The organism is Streptomyces sp. NPDC047981 (assembly GCF_040653315.1).
Classification (GTDB): domain Bacteria; phylum Actinomycetota; class Actinomycetes; order Streptomycetales; family Streptomycetaceae; genus Streptomyces.
In genome coordinates this window covers 15,053-31,839 of sequence record NZ_JBEZNQ010000058.1, presented here as the reverse complement: position 1 = coordinate 31,839, position 16,787 = coordinate 15,053, and the positions used below count along the sequence as shown (strand labels likewise).

Here is a 16,787-nt window from a genome sequence, read left to right as displayed (position 1 = left end):
CGGACGCCCCGAACCGGACCAGGACATGAAACCCCCCATTTCCGCTGCGGTCGGGGAGAGCCGGCCGAGCGGGAAACCAGCAAATATTCACAGGATTGTGGAGGCAGTCGCCACAGGAAATCCACACCAGAGGCTTGCGCGGTGACATTCCTCACGCACAATTGCCGCAGAATTCAAGGGATATGAGGGCGAACGCTTCATGGTGAAATGATTGACCCGAGGAAGATCGTTCCGCTCGAAGTCGACCAACCGGATGAATGGCGACAAGTCCACCCGAAAGCAGGGGTGTTTGTCCGGTCTCGCCGGAACTCCGGTCCCTGAACGGGGCCTTCATTGCTGGAGAGACTCCTCCAGAGCGCTTCCGGTTCCCTCCCGCTCCCCATCTGTGCACGCAGGGGCGGGGAGTGACGAAAACGTGAAGATGGGCCATGCTCTGCTGGCGCTTCTGTGCGCACAGCAGGAATCCAAGGGCAGCGTGCCATCAAAGAGGCGCAGTCTCCATCTGCCCACGGGGGGAAAGGGACTCATGGACGCGTCGACGGAAACGGAACCGGACGACATAGGAAGAGCCCGGTCTTCGGATGGCCAGGCCGAATCCGCATCCGCTCCCACGGCAGCCGACGAAAGGCGGACGCGGTGGACTCGCCGTCGGTACGCGGTGCTGTCCGTGCTTCTAGTCGCCGCCGTGGCCCTCCCCTTCGCCGTGCACGTTGCTGGGGATGCGCCCGAGGCCGCCCCGCAGGCGCGGCGCGAAGCGACCGCCCGGCAGCAACTCGGTCTCTCCGACGCCCTCCGTGAGGCAAAGCGCGTCGGCAAGGACGTCGAGGCGACGGCCGAGCGCACCGCGAACTCCACGACCTGGGCCCAGCCTGACGGCTTCCTGCGCACGCGCACGAACAGCGACACGATCCGCGCCAAGGTCGACGGAGAGTGGAAGAAGATCGACACCACTCTGCGGAAGGTCGAGGGCGGCTACGCGCCCGCGGCCGTGAACGATCCGCTGCTGTTCAGCGCGGGTAACTCCGAGTCGAACCGCGCTTCGCGCGCCGTGCAGCGTGCTGGCCTGGCCGCGGTGCCCGCCGAATCGCCAGTGCGTGCCGATTCCGCAGACGCGCGCATCTGGAGTGAACTGGTACGACTGACGGTCGACGGCCACGACCTCGTCGTCAGCTGGCCCGGTCCGCTCCCTGCGCCCGTCGTCGACGGTCCCCGTGCCCTCTACGAGAACGTACGACCCGGGATCGACCTCCTGCTCACCGCCCGCGACGGCGGCTACTCCCACGTCCTGATCGTTCATTCCCGTGAGGCGGCGGTCGATCCCCTCCTGAAGGACCTGGACTACCGCCTCTCCTCGCCCACGCTCACTTTCCGGCTGAACTCGGAATCCCACGTGGTCAGCGCCCTGAACCCCGCGGGCGACGAGATCGCCGCCGCGCCGACCCCCTACCTCTGGGACTCGGCAGGCGCCATCCGGCAGACGGAGGGTGAGCCGGCGCCGGCGCCGGACCCGGCGGTCGCGGACACGGCCCTGGCCCTGCCCGGGCTGGCCGGCCCGCAGCCCGGAAGTCACGACAGCGTTCTCGGCGCCACGCTCTCCTCCGACGGAGTTCTCCAGCTGGCCGTGAGCCCCGCGTCCCTCACGGACCCCGATGTGGTTTACCCCGTCTTCATCGACCCCTCCTTCAAGGGGCGCAAGAACGATTGGACGCTGCTCTACGCGAAGCACCCGCGCTCGAGCTTCTACAACGGGCAGAACTTCAACGACGGCAGCAACGAATCCCGTGTCGGCTATGAGGCGACCACCCAAGGTCTTTCCCGGTCCGTCTTCACCTTCAACCACGACAAGAAGCTGTACGGCGCTGTCATCAAGTCCTCGTACTTCCGGGTCCTTCAGACCTACTCCTGGGGGTGCGCGGCCACTCAGTACAACGTGTATCTGACCAGTACCATCACCCCAACCACGAACTGGGACAATCAAGGCAGTCCAAACATCTGGGGACGCGTACTCGGCAGCCAGACGAACGGTCACGGCTACAAGGCCGGAAGCTGCCCGGACAAGTGGGTGGGAACAGATATCAAGTCCGCCGCCCAGGAGGCGGCGACGAAGAAGTGGTCTCTCATCGGTATTGGTCTGCGCGCCGCCAACGAGTCCAACACCAACTACTGGAAGAAGATCATCGCCAACGGCGAGAACTCGCCGTACATCGAGACCATCTACAACCACAACCCGAATGAGCCGCTCCAGGGCGGCATGTCGACGAGCCCCGGCGGCATGTGTGACATCAACGCCCCCTACGTCGCCATCGGCAAGAGTGACATCACCTTCCGCGTCACAGGTGTCGACGTCGACGGCGACCTGAAGCACGTCCACCTGAAGGTCTGGCGTAACGACACACCCGGAACTCCTCTGCTTGACACTGACAAAGAGCCTGCCAGCAACGGGGCGATCAGCGTTCCGCTCGACTGGGAGAAGTTCGTCAGCGGCAAGACGTACTCCTGGACCGCCTGGACGATCGACACGGAGGGTGGTGTCTCGGCTCACGGCCCCGCCGGAACCACCGCCTTCTGCCAGTTCACGGTCGACCACACCGCACCCGGAAGCCCCAAGGTGACCTCCGCCCCGTTCCCCGCACCCGGGGACGACCACGATCAGTGGAGCACGGTGGAATTCGGCACGGCTGGGGAGTTCACCTTCGCCACCGAGACCGCCGCCGGAACGCCCGACGAGAGTGTCGTCAAGTACGAGTACGCCTTCAACGCCCCGAACCCCACGACCAACCCCGCCCTGGCCACCACCAAGGGCGCGCCGGTCAAGAAGACGCTGTCCCCGCCGGCCGCAGGCGTGAACGTCCTCTTCGTCTGGGCGGTCGACAACGCCGGCAACCGCTCCGCGGCACCGATGAAGTACATCTTCTACGTCAAGCCCCGCAAGGTGCCCGACCCTCCCGGCGACCTCAGTGGCGACGGGTTCCCCGACCTTCTCGCCATCGACTCCTTCGGCAACCTGCGGCACTACGCTGCCTCGACCCGTGGCGATGTCGGCATCCACATGCCGGCGGCCATCGACGCCAACGGCCTGCTCGAAGACGGCTACTGGCAAGGTGACGGCGGTCCTGCGCTGCTCAGCCACCATGGTGACTGGTTCCCGGGCGACGGCGTCAACGACCTCATGGCGCGGCTGCCCGACGGCAAGCTGTACGTCTTCCCCGGCGACGGCTACGGCAGCTTCAACACCGCCCAACGGGTGGAGATCCTGCTGCCGTCGAACGCCCCCGCCACCACGGGTCTCACCCAGATCGTCGCCACCGGAGACATCACCGGCGACGGCCTGCCCGATGCCATGGCCAAGGCCGGGGATCAACTGTGGGCCTTCACCGGCTACACCGGGGCCGCCTTCACCGAAGCCCGGCTCTTCGGTGGTGGATGGTCCACCAGCGACATCGTCGGCCTCGCCGACTACTCCGGTGACGGAGTGGCCGACCTGCTGAGGCGCACCGACGACACCGCTCGCGGCCTCGTTCTTCGTACGGGCAAGGCGGCGGCCGGCGGAGGCGTCGATCTTGGGTCCCTGGCGTCCGCGGGTGCCTCAGGGGCGGGGCAGGACCTCACGTACGGTCTGGGCGGGTGGACGCGGGCGAGTATCCCGATGATCCAGGGAATCGCCGACGCCACCGGTGACCGTATCCCCGATCTGTGGGCCGTCATGGCCGACGGCACACTCCGGTTCTACCCGGGTGGCCCGGACACCCACGGTGCTCCGACCAAGGTCGGAGAGGTCGGCTGGACCGGGCTGCTCGCCCTCGGCTGAGGAGTGGCCGGACGAGAACGGGCGGACCGGGATGCCCGGTCCGCCCGCTCGCGTTTCTACGATCTCCGATCGCTGCTACGGCGTCACGCTGAACAGCATCCGCTTGCCCGGGTGTTCGGTGACCGTCCAGAGGCGGTTCGGTGTGCCGGGCCAGACCGAGTAGTCCTCGACGCCGATCGCCGAGGTGCGGCGGGGGGACGTCTCGACGAGGCGGCCGGTGGCGGTGTCGGGCCTGGCGACGAGCATCCGGCCGTTCGCCTGGCCGCGGCTCTGGCTCAGGTAGTACGTGCCGTCGATGACCGCGGCTCCCTGGATGCCGCCGTTGTCCTGCTCCGAGGCGAGGAACGGCACGCGGTACGCCTCGTTCGCCGCCCAGTAGCCGTTGGCGTTCAGGGAGGGTGTGCCGCCGCTGGTGTTCATCGGCCAGCGGATCACCCGGCCGGTCGTGAACGCGTCGGTGACCTTCGCCTTCTCGCACCACTCACCCGTGGTGATGTGCCGGGTGGCCGAGGAGCGGTCCAGGCTCGCGAAGCTGGTCTTCGGGGTGACGTCCGTGGCCTGGCAGGTCTTTTCCTCGTCCTGCATGTCGCACGGAGTGCCCGGCGGCGGCTCGACCGTGTCGCAGGCGGAGTTCGTCCAGCCGTCGCTCTGCGGGAGGATGTAGCGGTAGCCGTGGGCGTTGTACACGCCGTCCTGCCTGCCGATCGCGGTCTTGGACTTGCCCCACTTCTCGGCCGGCAGCGCGCCCAGGTCGATGATGTTGCGCAGGTCGAAGACGCGGAAGCCGCGGTTGGTGTCCGCCACGTACAGGTAGTAGCCGTACCAGACCATGCCGCCCGCGTGCAGCGAGCCGTACTGCTTCCCGCCCGGCGTCGAGTAGTGCTGCGACGTGCGCACACTCATGTAACTGGCGTTGCCCGAGTCGTTGATGAAGGGGTACACCAGCAGGACGTGGGCGTACTTCCCGGTGCTCGCGTCGATGAAGGAGATCCGGACGCCCTTGCGCTCGGTGTTCGTGCCGCCCTCGTCGACGTCGTCGGCCTTCTTGTCGCCGTCCCAGTCGTCCTTGTTGTACCAGGTGACCAGCATCGGCTTGTGGTCCGCCGGGTTCCAGCCGGTCTCCGGGTCGCCCCAGGTCTGGTCCTCGTCGGCGTCGGCGACCGTGGTCACGCCCTGGGGCCACCACTCGGAGTCGCTGTTGCCGTTGTCGGAGTCGTCGAAGCAGAAGCTCTTGGCGAAGCCCTGCGGGGTCGTGCCGGACTCGACGGCCGCCGGGTTGCAGACGCTGTTGCTCCACTGGCCCGTACGGCCGCTCGTCTGCGCTTCCTTCAGGAGCGAGTTCACGCCGATGTTGGGCAGGTCGGCGTTGAGTTTGGCTATGCGCCCCTGGAGCTCCGTCTTGTTGGAGAGCGGGCGGAGCTCGAAGTTGGAGAGGTCGAGCCCGGGGTCGGGCGCGGCCTGCGCGGGTGTCGTGACCAGCAGTGAGGCGGCGACGGTGGCCATCAGCGCCACCATCGCCCTCACCCGGTAACTCCTCGTCATCGGTGTCTCCCGTGTCGTGCCTTGTGCTGCATGGCGTGCGGGAGTTTAGGTGATCGGTACACAGATCCTGAGGGCGGGTAAGGGGCAACTGGGTCTGGCGGTACGCACGTTGCCCCGCTAGGTTCGCGGCACCGTTGTGAATCAAGGGGAGGGTGAATGCGCAAGTCGCTGAGATGGCTGATGTCGCTCACGGTGCTCATAGGCACCGTCGGCGCGAGCGGCGCGGCTACCGCCGCCGAGCCGGCCACCGGCAGCCCGACCGCCGTCGCGGACAGCGCCGTCGGTACGGACATCAAGGACCGCATCCTGGCGATCCCCGGGATGAGCCTCATCGAGGAGAAGCCGTACGCCGGTTACCGCTACTTCGTCCTCGAGTACACCCAGCCGGTGGACCACCGCCGTCCCTGGAAGGGCACGTTCAAGCAGCGGCTCTCGCTGCTGCACAAGGACACCGACCGGCCCACCGTCTTCCACACCAGTGGCTACGGTCTGAGCACCACCCCCAGCCGCCGCGAGCCCACCCGGATCATCGACGGCAACCAGGTCTCCATGGAGTACCGCTTCTTCACGCCGTCCCGGCCGCAGCCCGCCGACTGGACCAAGCTGGACATCTACCAGGCCGCGAGCGACCAGCACCGCATCTTCACGGCGCTGAAGAAGATCTACGGCAAGAAGTGGCTCTCCACCGGTGCCTCCAAGGGCGGCATGACGGCGACGTACTACGAGCGCTTCTACCCCCGTGACATGGACGGCGTCGTCGCCTACGTGGCGCCGAACGACGTGAACAACAAGGAGGACTCGGCCTACGACCGGTTCTTCGAGAACGTCGGCACCAAGGAGTGCCGCGACCGGCTCAACGCGATGCAGCGCGAGGCGCTGATCCGCCGTGAGCCGCTGCAGAAGAAGTACAAGGAGTGGGCGGAGACCGAGGGCGCTACCTTCAACACCGTCGGCTCCCTGGACAAGGCGTACGAGGCCGTCGTCCTCGACTTCGTCTGGGGCTTCTGGCAGTACTACGGCCAGGACGTCTGCGCCGACGTGCCCGACGCGGCCACCGCGAGCGACGACACCGTCTACCAGACGATCGACGCCTACTCGGGCTGGTCCTTCTACACCGACCAGGGCCTCGACCCGTACACGCCGTACTACTACCAGGCGGCCACAGAGCTGGGCTCGCCCAGCATCAAGCTGCCGCACCTCGACGGCCTGACCCGCTACGGCTACCAGCCCGCGCGGAACTTCGTGCCGAGCGAGATCCCGACCACGTTCAAGCCGTGGGCCATGCGGGACGTGGACACCTGGGTCCGCAACAACGCGCACCAGATGCTCTTCGTCTACGGCGGCAACGACCCGTGGGGAGCCGAGCCGTTCCGCCTCGGCAAGGGCGCCCGTGACAGCTACGTCCTCACGGCCCCCGGCGCCAACCACGGCGCCCAGGTCGCCGGTCTCGTCGAGGCCGAGCGCACCAAGGCCACGGCCCGCATCCTGGCCTGGGCCGGGGTCGAGGCACCGGCCGTCCAGGCCGGACAGCCGCTGGCCCGCTTCGACGCCCGCCTCGACAAGCCGGCGGACGACGAGCTGGAGCGGGAGCGCGGCGTCCGTCCGTAACGAAGCACCTGTGCCCGGCGGTCAGGCTTCACAGCCGCCGGGCACAGCCCACCGGACGCTCCCCGCCCAGCGCCACGAACAGCGCGGTCGTGGACGGGCAGTGCTCACGGCTCGTGACCGCCGACACGACCCGGAAGGCGGGCGGTCGTTCCCCCGAACCGTCACAGGCGGTCTCCTTCACCCGGCCCCCGCCCGAGGGCTCCGAGGGCGAGACGCAGTCCCCGACGACGGTGTTCGGGCCGCCGCCCTCCCCGGGGTCACCCGGATGCGGCGGTTCCAGATTGCGCATGCAGGCGTAGCCGCGCGGTACCGAGCCGTCGCCGTCCTCGTCCGCCGCCGGGCGGCCCTCCGAGACGTGCAGGACGAAGTCGGTGCTCGGCGGGCAGGTCGGAGCGCCCGAGGTGAGCCCCTGGTACCGGGTGGTCACCCGGGCGACGGCCTTCTCGCTCGTGCACGGGACCTCGCGGAAGACCGTCCCGCGCGTCGAGCAGTCCCCGGGGCCGAGGAACGACGCCCCGGGATCGTGCGGCGGACCCGTGCCCGTGCCCGTGTACGTGACGGGGTGCGGCGGCCCGCCGTCCGGGGCCTGCCCGCACCCGGTCAGGGAGAGCAGGAGCAGCAGCCCCGCGGTCCACGCCACGGGGCTTGTGAGAGCGCGCATGAAAGACCCCCCGATCTCGGTGTCCAGCGTCGCCCGCCGGAGCGGGCGGACGCCAGGGAGAACGGGGGGCCTGCGTCACTGGTTACGTCAGGCGTAGGACAGGCCGTGGCCGACCGGGTACAGCAACCGTGTCGGATCGTCCGCCCGCTGCACGGGGACGGGCAGACGGCCCTGTGGCCGGGCGTGCCCGGCGATCACCCGGACGGCGGCGCGCAGTTCGACGTCGGTCCAGGAGTACGCGGCGAGGGTGGCGCGCTGCCCGGAGAGCCGGGCGATGTCGTACGGGTTGCGGATCGCGACCGTCACCACGGGCACCCCGGTCGCCACGAGCCGGTCGACGAGGGTGCGTTGCGGGCTGGTGGCCGAGACGTTGTACGTGCCGACCACGATCAGGTCCTTGCCCGCCGCGGCCGCCACCGCCTCCTCGATCCTCGCCGCCGTCGGGGTGATCCCGGTCGACAGCGCGGTGGCGGTGAAGCCGAGCGAGGTGAACTCGGCGGCCAGGGTGGTCGTCGGCGGCCCGGTGGTGCCCGAGGGCGAGGCCGGGTCGGCGCCGACGACGAGCACCTTGCCGTGGCTGCGGCGGCTGACCGGCAGGAAGCCTGCCTCGTTGAGGAGCAGGGTGGTGGTGGACTCGGCGATCCGGTCGGCCCGGGCGAGATGGGCGCGGGTGCCGACCGTACGGCCCACTCCGGCGAGCGTCACGTACGGGCGGCGGAAGAGCCCCAGCTTGGCCTTGAGGCGCAGGATCCGCAGGATCGATTCGTCGAGCCGCGCCTCGGTCAACTCGCCGTCCTGGACGGCCTTGAGGACCGCGTTCCAGGCGACGTCCAGCTTCGGCGGGTTGAGCAGCTGGTCGACGCCGGCCTTGAGCGCGAGGACCGGCACGCGGTCGTCGCCGTACTTCGTCCGTACGCCCTCCATGCCGAGGGAGTCCGTCACCACGACACCGTCGTAGCCGAGCTCCTCGCGCAGGATGCCGGTGAGGATCGGGCGGGAGAGGGTCGCCGGGTCCTCGCTCGGGTCGAGCGCGGGGACGACGATGTGCGCGGTCATGATCGAGTCGATGCCGGCGGCGATCGCGGACCGGAACGGCGGGGCGTCGAGTTCGGTCCACTGCGCGCGGGTGTGGGTGATGGTCGGCAGGCCGTAGTGGCTGTCGACGGCGGTGTCGCCGTGCCCGGGGAAGTGCTTGGAGGTCGCCGCGACCCCGGCCGACTGGTACCCCCTGACCTGCGCCGACACCAGGTCGGCGACGGCCTCGGGGTCGGAGCCGAAGGAGCGGACGCCGATGACCGGGTTGGCCGGGTTGACGTTGACGTCGGCGACCGGTGCGTAGTTCTGCCGGATGCCGACGGCCGCCAGCTCGGCGCCCGCGATCCGGGCGGCCTCGCGGGCGTCGGAGCGCGAGCCGCCGGCGCCGAGCGCCATCGCGCCCGGGAGCAGGGTGGCCGGCTCGCCGACCCGGCAGACGATGCCGTGCTCCTGGTCGGTGGAGATGAGGGCTGGTACGGGCGTGGGCTGCGCGAGGGCGGCCCGCTGGATGCCGTTGGAGAGGGCGGCGATCTGGTGCGGGTCCCGGGTGTTGTGCGCCCAGGAGAAGTAGATGACGCCGCCGACGTGGTACTTCTCGACCAGCTCGGCGGCGGTGCGGACCCCGATCTCCGAGAGGTTCAGGTCGATGTCGGCCTGGTCGGGGGCGGTGGCGGAGTGGCCGTACACCCGCATGACGAAGAGCTGGCCGACCTTCTCCTCCAGGGACATGCGGGAGATCAGCGCTTCGAGCGTACGGTCGTGCGTCGTGTCGCCGGTCGCCCGGGCGGGGGCGGCGGCTCCGGTGACGGCGGCAGCGGCGGCTGCGGCGGACACCGTGAGAAGGGTGCGTCGGGAGGGGGCGGAGGCGGGAGAGGGGGAGGGGGAGGGGGCGCGGTGGTGCAACTGATGCTCCTTCCGGCCGTGCAGGATGGGGGAGGGACGTCGATGAAGGAAACTTCCAAGGAGCACGGATAGCCCGAAAGTAACTGCCAGGTCAAGGATCTGAGCAGGAATCGGCGCTTCAGGTCGTCGCCGACGCCACCCGTGGCCAGTGCTCCTGGAGGGTCCTGACGGTCTCGGTGATCGCCGGGCGGCGGGCCGCGCCCCTGCGCCAGAGCGCGTGCAGCCTGCGCCTCGGCACCGGGTCGAGCCGGACCGGGGTCACCTCGGGCGGCAGCGCTCCGCGCCCGAGGCGCGGCACGAGCGCGATTCCGAGGCCGGCCGCGACCAGGGCGACCTGGGTGTGGTTCTCCTCCGCCTGGTGGACGACGTGCGGTTCACAGCCGGTGGACCGCAGGGTCTGCATCAGCCAGTCGTGGCAGACCGACCCCGGCGGCTGGGTGATCCACCGCTCCTGTGCCAGCTCCTCCCGCCGTACCGACGCCCGGGCCGCCAGCGGATGGTCGTGCGGCACGAGGACGTCGCACAGGTCGTCGCCGATCACCGCCTGGTCGAGTCCGGGCGGGGACGGCATCGGGGAGATGTCCCAGTCGTGGGCCACGGCCAGGTCGATCACGCCCCGGCCGACCAGCTCGATCGAGAGGTGCGGGTCGACCTCCGTGAGGCGGGCGTCGAGCGCGGGGTGACGGGCCGCCAGGTCGGCGAGCACCCGGGGCATCAGGCCGCGCGCGGCGCTCGCGAAGCAGCCGATGGAGAGCCGCCCGGCGGGCAGCCCGCGGCGCTCTTCGAGCCGTACCTCCGCCTCCTCGACGATCGACAGCAACCGCTCGGCGGTGGCGGCCAGTTGATGCGCCTCGTCGGTGAGCCTGACCCCGCGGCCCCGGCGTTCGAGCAGGGTCGTCCGGGTCTCCCGCTCCAGCTTGGCGATCTGCTGGGAGACGGCCGACGGGGTGTACCCGAGGGCGGCGGCCGCCGCCCCGACGGAGCCGTGGACGGAGACGGCGTGGAGGGCGCGCAGGCGGCCGAGATCGAGCATGGGCGGGCGCTCCTCAAGGGTTCTCGGGGGTTCTCGGGGGTTCTCGGGCGTTCTCGGGGAGATTGGATGAAGCGTTGCTTCATCCAATCATGAAGAGATACGCGCTGGTGCTACACGTTCGGGATGGGTGACGCTCTTCCCATGCGCCCTGCCCACGTCGCCCTGGCCGCGCTCGTCGCCGCCGTCTGGGGAGTCAATTTCGTCGTCATCGAGATCGGCCTCGACCACTTCCCGCCGCTGCTCTTCTCCGCCCTCCGCTTCCTCGTCGCCGCGCTGCCCGCCGTGTTCCTGGTCGGCCGCCCGACCGTCGCGTGGAAGTGGATCGTGGGGGTCGGACTCGCCCTGGGCGTCGCGAAGTTCGGGCTGCTCTTCACGGGCATGGACCTCGGCGCGCCCGCGGGCCTCTCCTCGCTGATCCTGCAGATCCAGGCGGTCTTCACGGCGCTGTTCGCCTTCCTCGCGCTCGGCGAACGGCCGGGGAAGGTGAAGATCGCGGGCATGGCCGTCGCGCTCGCGGGCATCGGTGTCGCGGCGGTCGACGAAGGTGCGTCAGGGCCGCTGGTGGGCTTCGCGCTGTGCGTCGCGGCCGCTGCCTGCTGGGGCGTCTCCAACGTCCTGACCCGCAAGGCGGCCCCGCCCGACGCGCTCAACTTCATGGTCTGGGTCAGCACCGTGCCCGTCCTGCCGCTGCTCGCCCTCTCCCTCCTCCTGGAGGGTCCGGAACGCGATCTCGAAGCGCTGCGCGGCCTCGACCGGACCGGCGTGGGCGTCGTCGTCTACTGCGCCTGGGTCGTCACCGTCTTCGGCTTCGGCGCCTGGGGATGGCTCCTGCGCCGCTACCCGGCGTCCTCGGTGGCCCCCTTCTCGCTGCTCGTCCCGGTCTTCGGGATGTCGTCGGCGGCGCTCTTCCTCGACGAGAACGTCACCCCGCTGCGCTGGTGCGCGGCGGCGCTCCTGGTCGGGGGAGTGGCACTGACGTCGCTGTCGCGGGGGCGCGCGGCCGGTGCGCCGGTGGAGGGGGGCGCCTTGCCGGTACCGGTCCGGGGCCAGGCCCCGGTCCAGACCCCGGACGCGGAATCGGGAGCGCCGGCGCGGATGTGACCTGTGCCCCCGGCAGCGCCCAGCACCCCGCGCCGCACATGTCACCCCGCGTCGGCCCCCGTCACCCCCGCGGCCGGGCCGTCGATGCCCGGACCAGGAGTTCTGCCGGGATCGTCGTCACGCCGCCCGGCGGGGGCTCCTCCGTGCCCACCGCGAGCCGGCCCGCGCGGGCGCCCGCCTCGTGGAGCGGGAGACGTACGGTCGTCAGGGCCGGGACCGCGTCGATCGAGAACGGCAGGTCGTCGAAGCCCGCCACCGAGACGTCTTCCGGAATCCGCAGACCCCGGTCCCGCAGCGCCGCGCACGCGCCCAGCGCGACCGTGTCGTTGGCTGCCAGGACCGCCGTCAACTCCGGCTCCCTGCGCAGGAGTTCGAGCGTCGCGTCGTAGCCGGAGCGGCGGTCGTACGGGCCGTGCACCACCGGTCCCTCGGGCAGCCCGGCCGCCGCCAGCGCGTCCCGGTGGCCCTCCAGGCGGTGCCGGGTCGTCGTCCGGTCCGCGGGCCCCGCCACGTACCCGATCCGCTGGTGGCCCAGCGAGAGCAGGTGCTCCGTGAGCCGCCGCGCACCCGCCCGGTTGTCGAAGGTCAGCGCCGCGACGCTCGCGTCCCCCGCCACCGGCGGCCGGCCGCACAGCACGATCCGGGTCCCGGCGTCCGTCAGCTTCGCGAGCTTCGTCGACACCGCCGCCACATGGTCCGGGTCCTCCAGCGCCCCGCCCGTCATGATCACGGCGGCGGCACGCTGCCGCTGGAGCAGCGTCAGGTAGGTGAGCTCGCGCTCCGGGGAGCCGCCGGTGTTGCAGACGACGGCCAGCTTCTCGCCACCCGCCCGGCCCGGCGCCCCTTCGCCGATCGCGTTCTGCGCCGCGCCCGCCATGATCCCGAAGAAGGGGTCGGCGATGTCGTTGACGAGGATGCCGATCAGGTCCGAGGTGGCGGCGGCCAGCGAGCTCGCCGGCCCGTTCAGGACGTAGTCCAGCTCGTCCACGGCCCGCAGCACCCGCTCCCGGGTGGAGGCGGCGACCGGGTAGTTGCCGTTCAGGACGCGGGAGACGGTGGCGGGGGACACCTGGGCACGCGCGGCCACATCCGACAGCGTGACGGTCATCGCGTACCTCCGGAAAAACGCGGGCGGGAGCCGGGTCGAGAGCCGGGTCGGGGGCGTCGAGACGAGTCCGGCGGACCCCTTGTCCGGTGTGTTGTCGGCAGGCTAGCGTCTCCGTTCGTAGAAAGCGCTTTCTGTTAGAGCTTGTGTACGTGATGGAGGCACCTTCGTGACACGCAGGACGGTCCGTATCGCCATGAACGGCGTCACCGGACGCATGGGATACCGCCAGCACCTCGTCCGCTCGATCCTCGCCCTGCGCGAGCAGGGCGGCCTCGACCTCGGCGACGGCACGACCCTCTGGCCGGAACCCGTCCTCGTCGGCCGGCGCGAGCACGCCCTGCGCGCGCTCGCCGAGCGGCACGGCCTCACCGAGTGGTCCACCGACCTGGACGCCGTCCTCGCCGACGACTCCGTGGAGATCTACTTCGACGCCCAGGTCACCTCCGCCCGCGTCGAGGCCATCCGCAAGGCCGTCGCCGCCGGCAAGCACGTCTACACCGAGAAGCCCACCGCCGGTGACCTCGCGGGCGCCCTCGAACTGGCCCGGCTCGCCACCGAGAAGGGCGTCAAGCACGGCGTCGTCCAGGACAAGATCTTCCTGCCGGGCCTGCTCAAGCTGAAGCGCCTGATCGACGGCGGCTTCTTCGGCCGGATCCTCTCCGTGCGCGGCGAGTTCGGCTACTGGGTGTTCGAGGGCGACTGGCAGGACGCCCAGCGCCCCAGCTGGAACTACCGCACCGAGGACGGCGGCGGCATCGTCGTCGACATGTTCCCGCACTGGGAGTACGTCCTTCACGAGCTCTTCGGCCGGGTCACGAGCGTCACCGCGCACGTCGCCACGCACGTACCGGAGCGCTGGGACGAGGAGGGCAAGCCCTACGCCGCGACCGCCGACGACGCCGCGTACGGCATCTTCCAGCTGGAGGGCGGCGCGGTCGCCCAGATCAACTCCTCCTGGACGGTCCGCGTCAACCGCGACGAACTGGTGGAGTTCCAGGTGGACGGCACCCACGGCTCGGCCGTCGCCGGGCTGCGCAACTGCCGCGTCCAGCACCGCTCGGCCACCCCGAAGCCGGTCTGGAACCCGGACATCCCGGCGACCGAGCCCTTCCGGGAGCAGTGGCAGGAGGTCCCGGACAACGCCGCGTTCGACAACGGCTTCAAGGCGCAGTGGGAGCTGTTCCTGCGCCATGTGGTCCTCGACGAGCCGTACCACTGGGACCTGCTCGCGGGCGCGCGCGGCGTACAGCTCGCCGAGCTGGGGCTGCGCTCCTCGGCCGAGGGCGTCCGCCTCGACGTCCCGGAGGTCCACCTGTGATCCGGCTGCCCGACGCGTCCGGCGGGATGCGGGAGTACCTCCCACGCCCCGCCCGCACCCCGGCTCCCGGGGGCGGCGCCCTGACCTCCCGTACGGTCTTCTCCGCGGCCCATGTCGTCGCCGACCCGTACGCCGACACCACCCCCGACGGCCCGGCCGCCGTCGACTGGGACGCCACCCTCGCCTTCCGGCGCCACCTCTGGTCGCACGGCCTGGGCGTCGCGGAGGCCATGGACACCGCCCAGCGCGGGATGGGCCTCGACTGGGCGGGCGCGGCCGAACTCATCCGCCGCTCGGCGGCCGAGGCGAAGGCGGTCGGCGGCCGGATCGCCTGCGGTGTGGGCACGGACCAACTGACCGGGCCCGCGGACCTGGTGGCGATCAGGACGGCGTACGAGGAGCAGCTCGCCCTCGTCGAGGACGCGGGCGCCCAGCCGATCCTGATGGCCTCGCGCGCCCTCGCGGCGGCGGCCCGGGGGCCGGAGGAGTACCTGGAGACGTACACCCACCTGCTCCGCCAGGCCGCCGAGCCGGTGATCCTGCACTGGCTCGGCCCGATGTTCGACCCGGCGCTCGGCGGGTACTGGGGCTCGGCCGACCTCGACACGGCGACCGACACCTTCCTGGAGGTCATCGCCGCCCACCCGGACAAGGTCGACGGCATCAAGGTCTCCCTCCTGGACGCCCGGCGCGAGGTCGAGCTGCGCCGCCGCCTCCCGCAGGGTGTGCGCTGCTACACGGGCGACGACTTCCACTACCCCGAGCTGATCGCGGGCGACGACCAGGGCTTCAGCCACGCGCTGCTCGGCATCTTCGACCCGCTGGGTCCGCTGGCGGCGGAGGCCGTGCGGATCCTGGACACGGGCGACGCGAAGGGGTTCCGGGAGCTGCTCGATCCGACCGTGGAGCTGTCCCGGCACCTCTTCGAGGCGCCGACCCGCTTCTACAAGACGGGAGTCGTGTTCCTGGCCTGGCTCGCGGGCCACCAGGACCACTTCACGATGCTCGGAGGCCTGCAGTCGGCGCGCTCGCTGCCGCACCTGGCCCGGGCGTACGAACTGGCCGACGGGCTCGGCCTGTTCCCCGATGCGGAGCTGGCGGAGTCGAGGATGAGGTCCCTTCTGGCGGTGTACGGAGTCGAGCGGTGAGCCTGCTTTCGCGTTTCAGCATCAACCAGATGACCGTGAAGCAACTGTCCCTGCCGGAACTGGTGGAGCACTGCGTGCGGCTCGGTGTCCCGGGCGTCGGCCTGTGGCGGGAGCCGGTCGCGGAGTACGGACTGGAAGCGGCGGCGAAGCTGGTCCGCGACGCGGGCCTGACGGTCACCTCGCTCTGCCGGGGCGGCTTCTTCACGACGGCGGACTCGCTGGACGACAACCGCGCCGCGATCGACGAGGCGGCCACCCTCGGCACGGACACCCTGGTCCTGGTCTCCGGCGGCCTCGCCCCGGGCAGCCGCGACCTGGTGGCCGCCCGCGCCAGGATCGGGGAGGCCGTCGCCGAACTCGCGCCGTACGCGGGGGAGCGGGGCGTCCGGCTCGCCATCGAGCCCCTCCACCCGATGTACGCGGCGGACCGCTGCGCGGTCTCCACCCTGGACCAGGCCCTGGAGATCGCCGAGCCCTTCCCCGCCTCGCAGGTGGGCGTGGTCGTCGACACGTACCACGTCTGGTGGGACGACCGGGCCCCGGCGGCGGTCGCCCGCGCGGGCGCGGCGGGCCGCGTCCACGCCTTCCAACTGGCCGACTGGACGACCCCCTTGCCGGCCGGCGTCCTCACCGGCCGGGGCCGGCTGGGCGACGGCGCGATCGACCTCCGGTGGTGGCGCGCCCTCGTCGAGGAGGCCGGGTACACGGGCCCCATCGAGGTGGAGCTCTTCAACGACGAGCTGTGGGCCCGGGACGGCGTGGAGGTCCTGGAGGAGACGGTGGCCGACTTCGTACGAGAGGTGGGCTGACCTTCTCGGGCGGACCTGGTGGGGCCGACCTTCCAGGCTCGCCTTCTCGGGCCGACCTGCTGGTGCCGACGGCCGAAGGGCCTCCCGGGGAGGCGGGCGCGCGTCGGCCCGCGTACGCCACCGGGCGCGCGTCGGCCCGAGTGGGCGCCGGTGCGCGCGTCGGCCGGAGAGGCATGCGGGGCGAGGGCTGTCCACGGGTCGACCCACGGGCCCGCCCTGGGCTACTTCGCGGGCCCGCCCAGGATGTCGCCCAGGCCGCCCGCGCCTCCCGCCGTGCCGCCCGCGCCCGTCTTCCTGCTCGCCGCGCGCTTGGTGATCACGGCGAGGACCACGGGGACGAGCAGCTCGATCGCGCGGGAGACCGTCGCCGCGGGGATGCCCGTCCGCTTGGCGACCGCGGTGGCCGCGGGCTTCGCGAGCCTGCCGAGCACCCCGGCCAGCAGGCCGCCGCTCACCAGGCCGCCGAAGCCCGCCACGCCCTGGAGCGGCGGCTCGGCGGAGGCGACCTCCTCGAAGGCCTGCCGTACCTCGTCCGCGCTGCTCGGCTCGGACGCCGCCTGCCGCAGCTCTCCGTCGAGCGCGGACACCGAGTCGCCCACGACCTCCTGCGCTCCGGCCGCGTCCGTGCCGATCAGCGCGGCGATCTCCTGGAGACGGTCGTCGCCCAGCTCGTGCAGCACGTCGTCCTGGAACGATTCATCAGTCATGCCGGA

At 71.0% G+C, this 16,787-nt stretch carries 12 protein-coding genes; 6 read left to right on the top strand and 6 right to left on the bottom strand.

What is annotated here, in order from left to right; all coding sequences use genetic code 11:
- Positions 1 to 526 precede the first annotated feature (526 nt).
- Positions 527 to 3,808 (top strand): VCBS repeat-containing protein, encoded by a 3,282-nt coding sequence (locus tag AB0E14_RS28420; RefSeq protein WP_362424139.1) that lies wholly within the window; start codon positions 527 to 529, stop codon positions 3,806 to 3,808.
- Positions 3,809 to 3,883: 75 nt separating this feature from the next.
- On the opposite strand, the gene AB0E14_RS28415 is transcribed toward AB0E14_RS28420, so the two are convergent.
- A complete protein-coding gene (locus AB0E14_RS28415) occupies positions 3,884 to 5,350 on the bottom strand; it encodes a hypothetical protein (RefSeq protein WP_362424136.1) in 1,467 nt (488 codons plus the stop codon).
- 156 nt (positions 5,351 to 5,506) lie between these two features.
- On the opposite strand from AB0E14_RS28415, the gene AB0E14_RS28410 reads away from it, so the two are divergent.
- Complete coding sequence (locus tag AB0E14_RS28410; RefSeq protein ID WP_362424133.1) at positions 5,507 to 6,958, top strand: aminopeptidase; 1,452 nt, start codon at positions 5,507 to 5,509, stop codon at positions 6,956 to 6,958.
- Positions 6,959 to 6,986: 28 nt separating this feature from the next.
- Here the strand turns inward: AB0E14_RS28410 and AB0E14_RS28405 are convergent, their stop codons facing one another.
- The 3 genes from AB0E14_RS28405 to AB0E14_RS28395 form a co-directional block, all read right to left on the bottom strand.
- The gene (locus AB0E14_RS28405) at positions 6,987 to 7,619 is read right to left on the bottom strand and encodes a hypothetical protein (protein WP_362424130.1); all 633 of its coding nucleotides are present in this window, start codon (positions 7,617 to 7,619) and stop codon (positions 6,987 to 6,989) included.
- Positions 7,620 to 7,706: 87 nt separating this feature from the next.
- Positions 7,707 to 9,488, bottom strand: a complete 1,782-nt coding sequence (locus tag AB0E14_RS28400) for a glycoside hydrolase family 3 protein (protein WP_362424127.1) — start codon at positions 9,486 to 9,488, stop codon at positions 7,707 to 7,709.
- 187 nt (positions 9,489 to 9,675) lie between these two features.
- Complete coding sequence (locus AB0E14_RS28395) at positions 9,676 to 10,590, bottom strand: LysR family transcriptional regulator (RefSeq protein WP_362424124.1); 915 nt, start codon at positions 10,588 to 10,590, stop codon at positions 9,676 to 9,678.
- Between the two features lie 141 nt (positions 10,591 to 10,731).
- Between AB0E14_RS28395 and AB0E14_RS28390 the strand changes: the two genes are divergently transcribed.
- Positions 10,732 to 11,691 (top strand): EamA family transporter, encoded by a 960-nt coding sequence (locus tag AB0E14_RS28390; RefSeq protein ID WP_362424119.1) that lies wholly within the window; start codon positions 10,732 to 10,734, stop codon positions 11,689 to 11,691.
- 61 nt (positions 11,692 to 11,752) lie between these two features.
- Here AB0E14_RS28390 and AB0E14_RS28385 read toward each other — a convergent pair whose 3' ends face one another.
- Positions 11,753 to 12,799: a LacI family DNA-binding transcriptional regulator gene (locus tag AB0E14_RS28385; protein WP_362424116.1), complete on the bottom strand. Its 1,047-nt coding sequence runs from the start codon at positions 12,797 to 12,799 to the stop codon at positions 11,753 to 11,755.
- A gap of 166 nt (positions 12,800 to 12,965) precedes the next feature.
- On the opposite strand from AB0E14_RS28385, the gene AB0E14_RS28380 reads away from it, so the two are divergent.
- The 3 genes from AB0E14_RS28380 to AB0E14_RS28370 are packed head-to-tail and all read left to right on the top strand — an operon-like array spanning position 12,966 to position 16,074.
- Positions 12,966 to 14,117, top strand: coding sequence for a Gfo/Idh/MocA family oxidoreductase (locus AB0E14_RS28380; RefSeq protein ID WP_362424113.1), 1,152 nt, complete (start codon positions 12,966 to 12,968; stop codon positions 14,115 to 14,117).
- Positions 14,114 to 15,265: a dihydrodipicolinate synthase family protein gene (locus AB0E14_RS28375; RefSeq protein ID WP_362424110.1), complete on the top strand. Its 1,152-nt coding sequence runs from the start codon at positions 14,114 to 14,116 to the stop codon at positions 15,263 to 15,265. The genes AB0E14_RS28380 and AB0E14_RS28375 overlap by 4 nt, the downstream gene beginning before the upstream one ends.
- 29 nt (positions 15,266 to 15,294) lie before the next feature.
- Complete coding sequence (locus AB0E14_RS28370; protein ID WP_362424107.1) at positions 15,295 to 16,074, top strand: sugar phosphate isomerase/epimerase family protein; 780 nt, start codon at positions 15,295 to 15,297, stop codon at positions 16,072 to 16,074.
- A 221-nt stretch (positions 16,075 to 16,295) separates the two neighbouring features.
- Here the strand turns inward: AB0E14_RS28370 and AB0E14_RS28365 are convergent, their stop codons facing one another.
- Positions 16,296 to 16,781, bottom strand: coding sequence for a DUF937 domain-containing protein (locus AB0E14_RS28365; RefSeq protein WP_362424104.1), 486 nt, complete (start codon positions 16,779 to 16,781; stop codon positions 16,296 to 16,298).
- Positions 16,782 to 16,787: the final 6 nt, after the last annotated feature.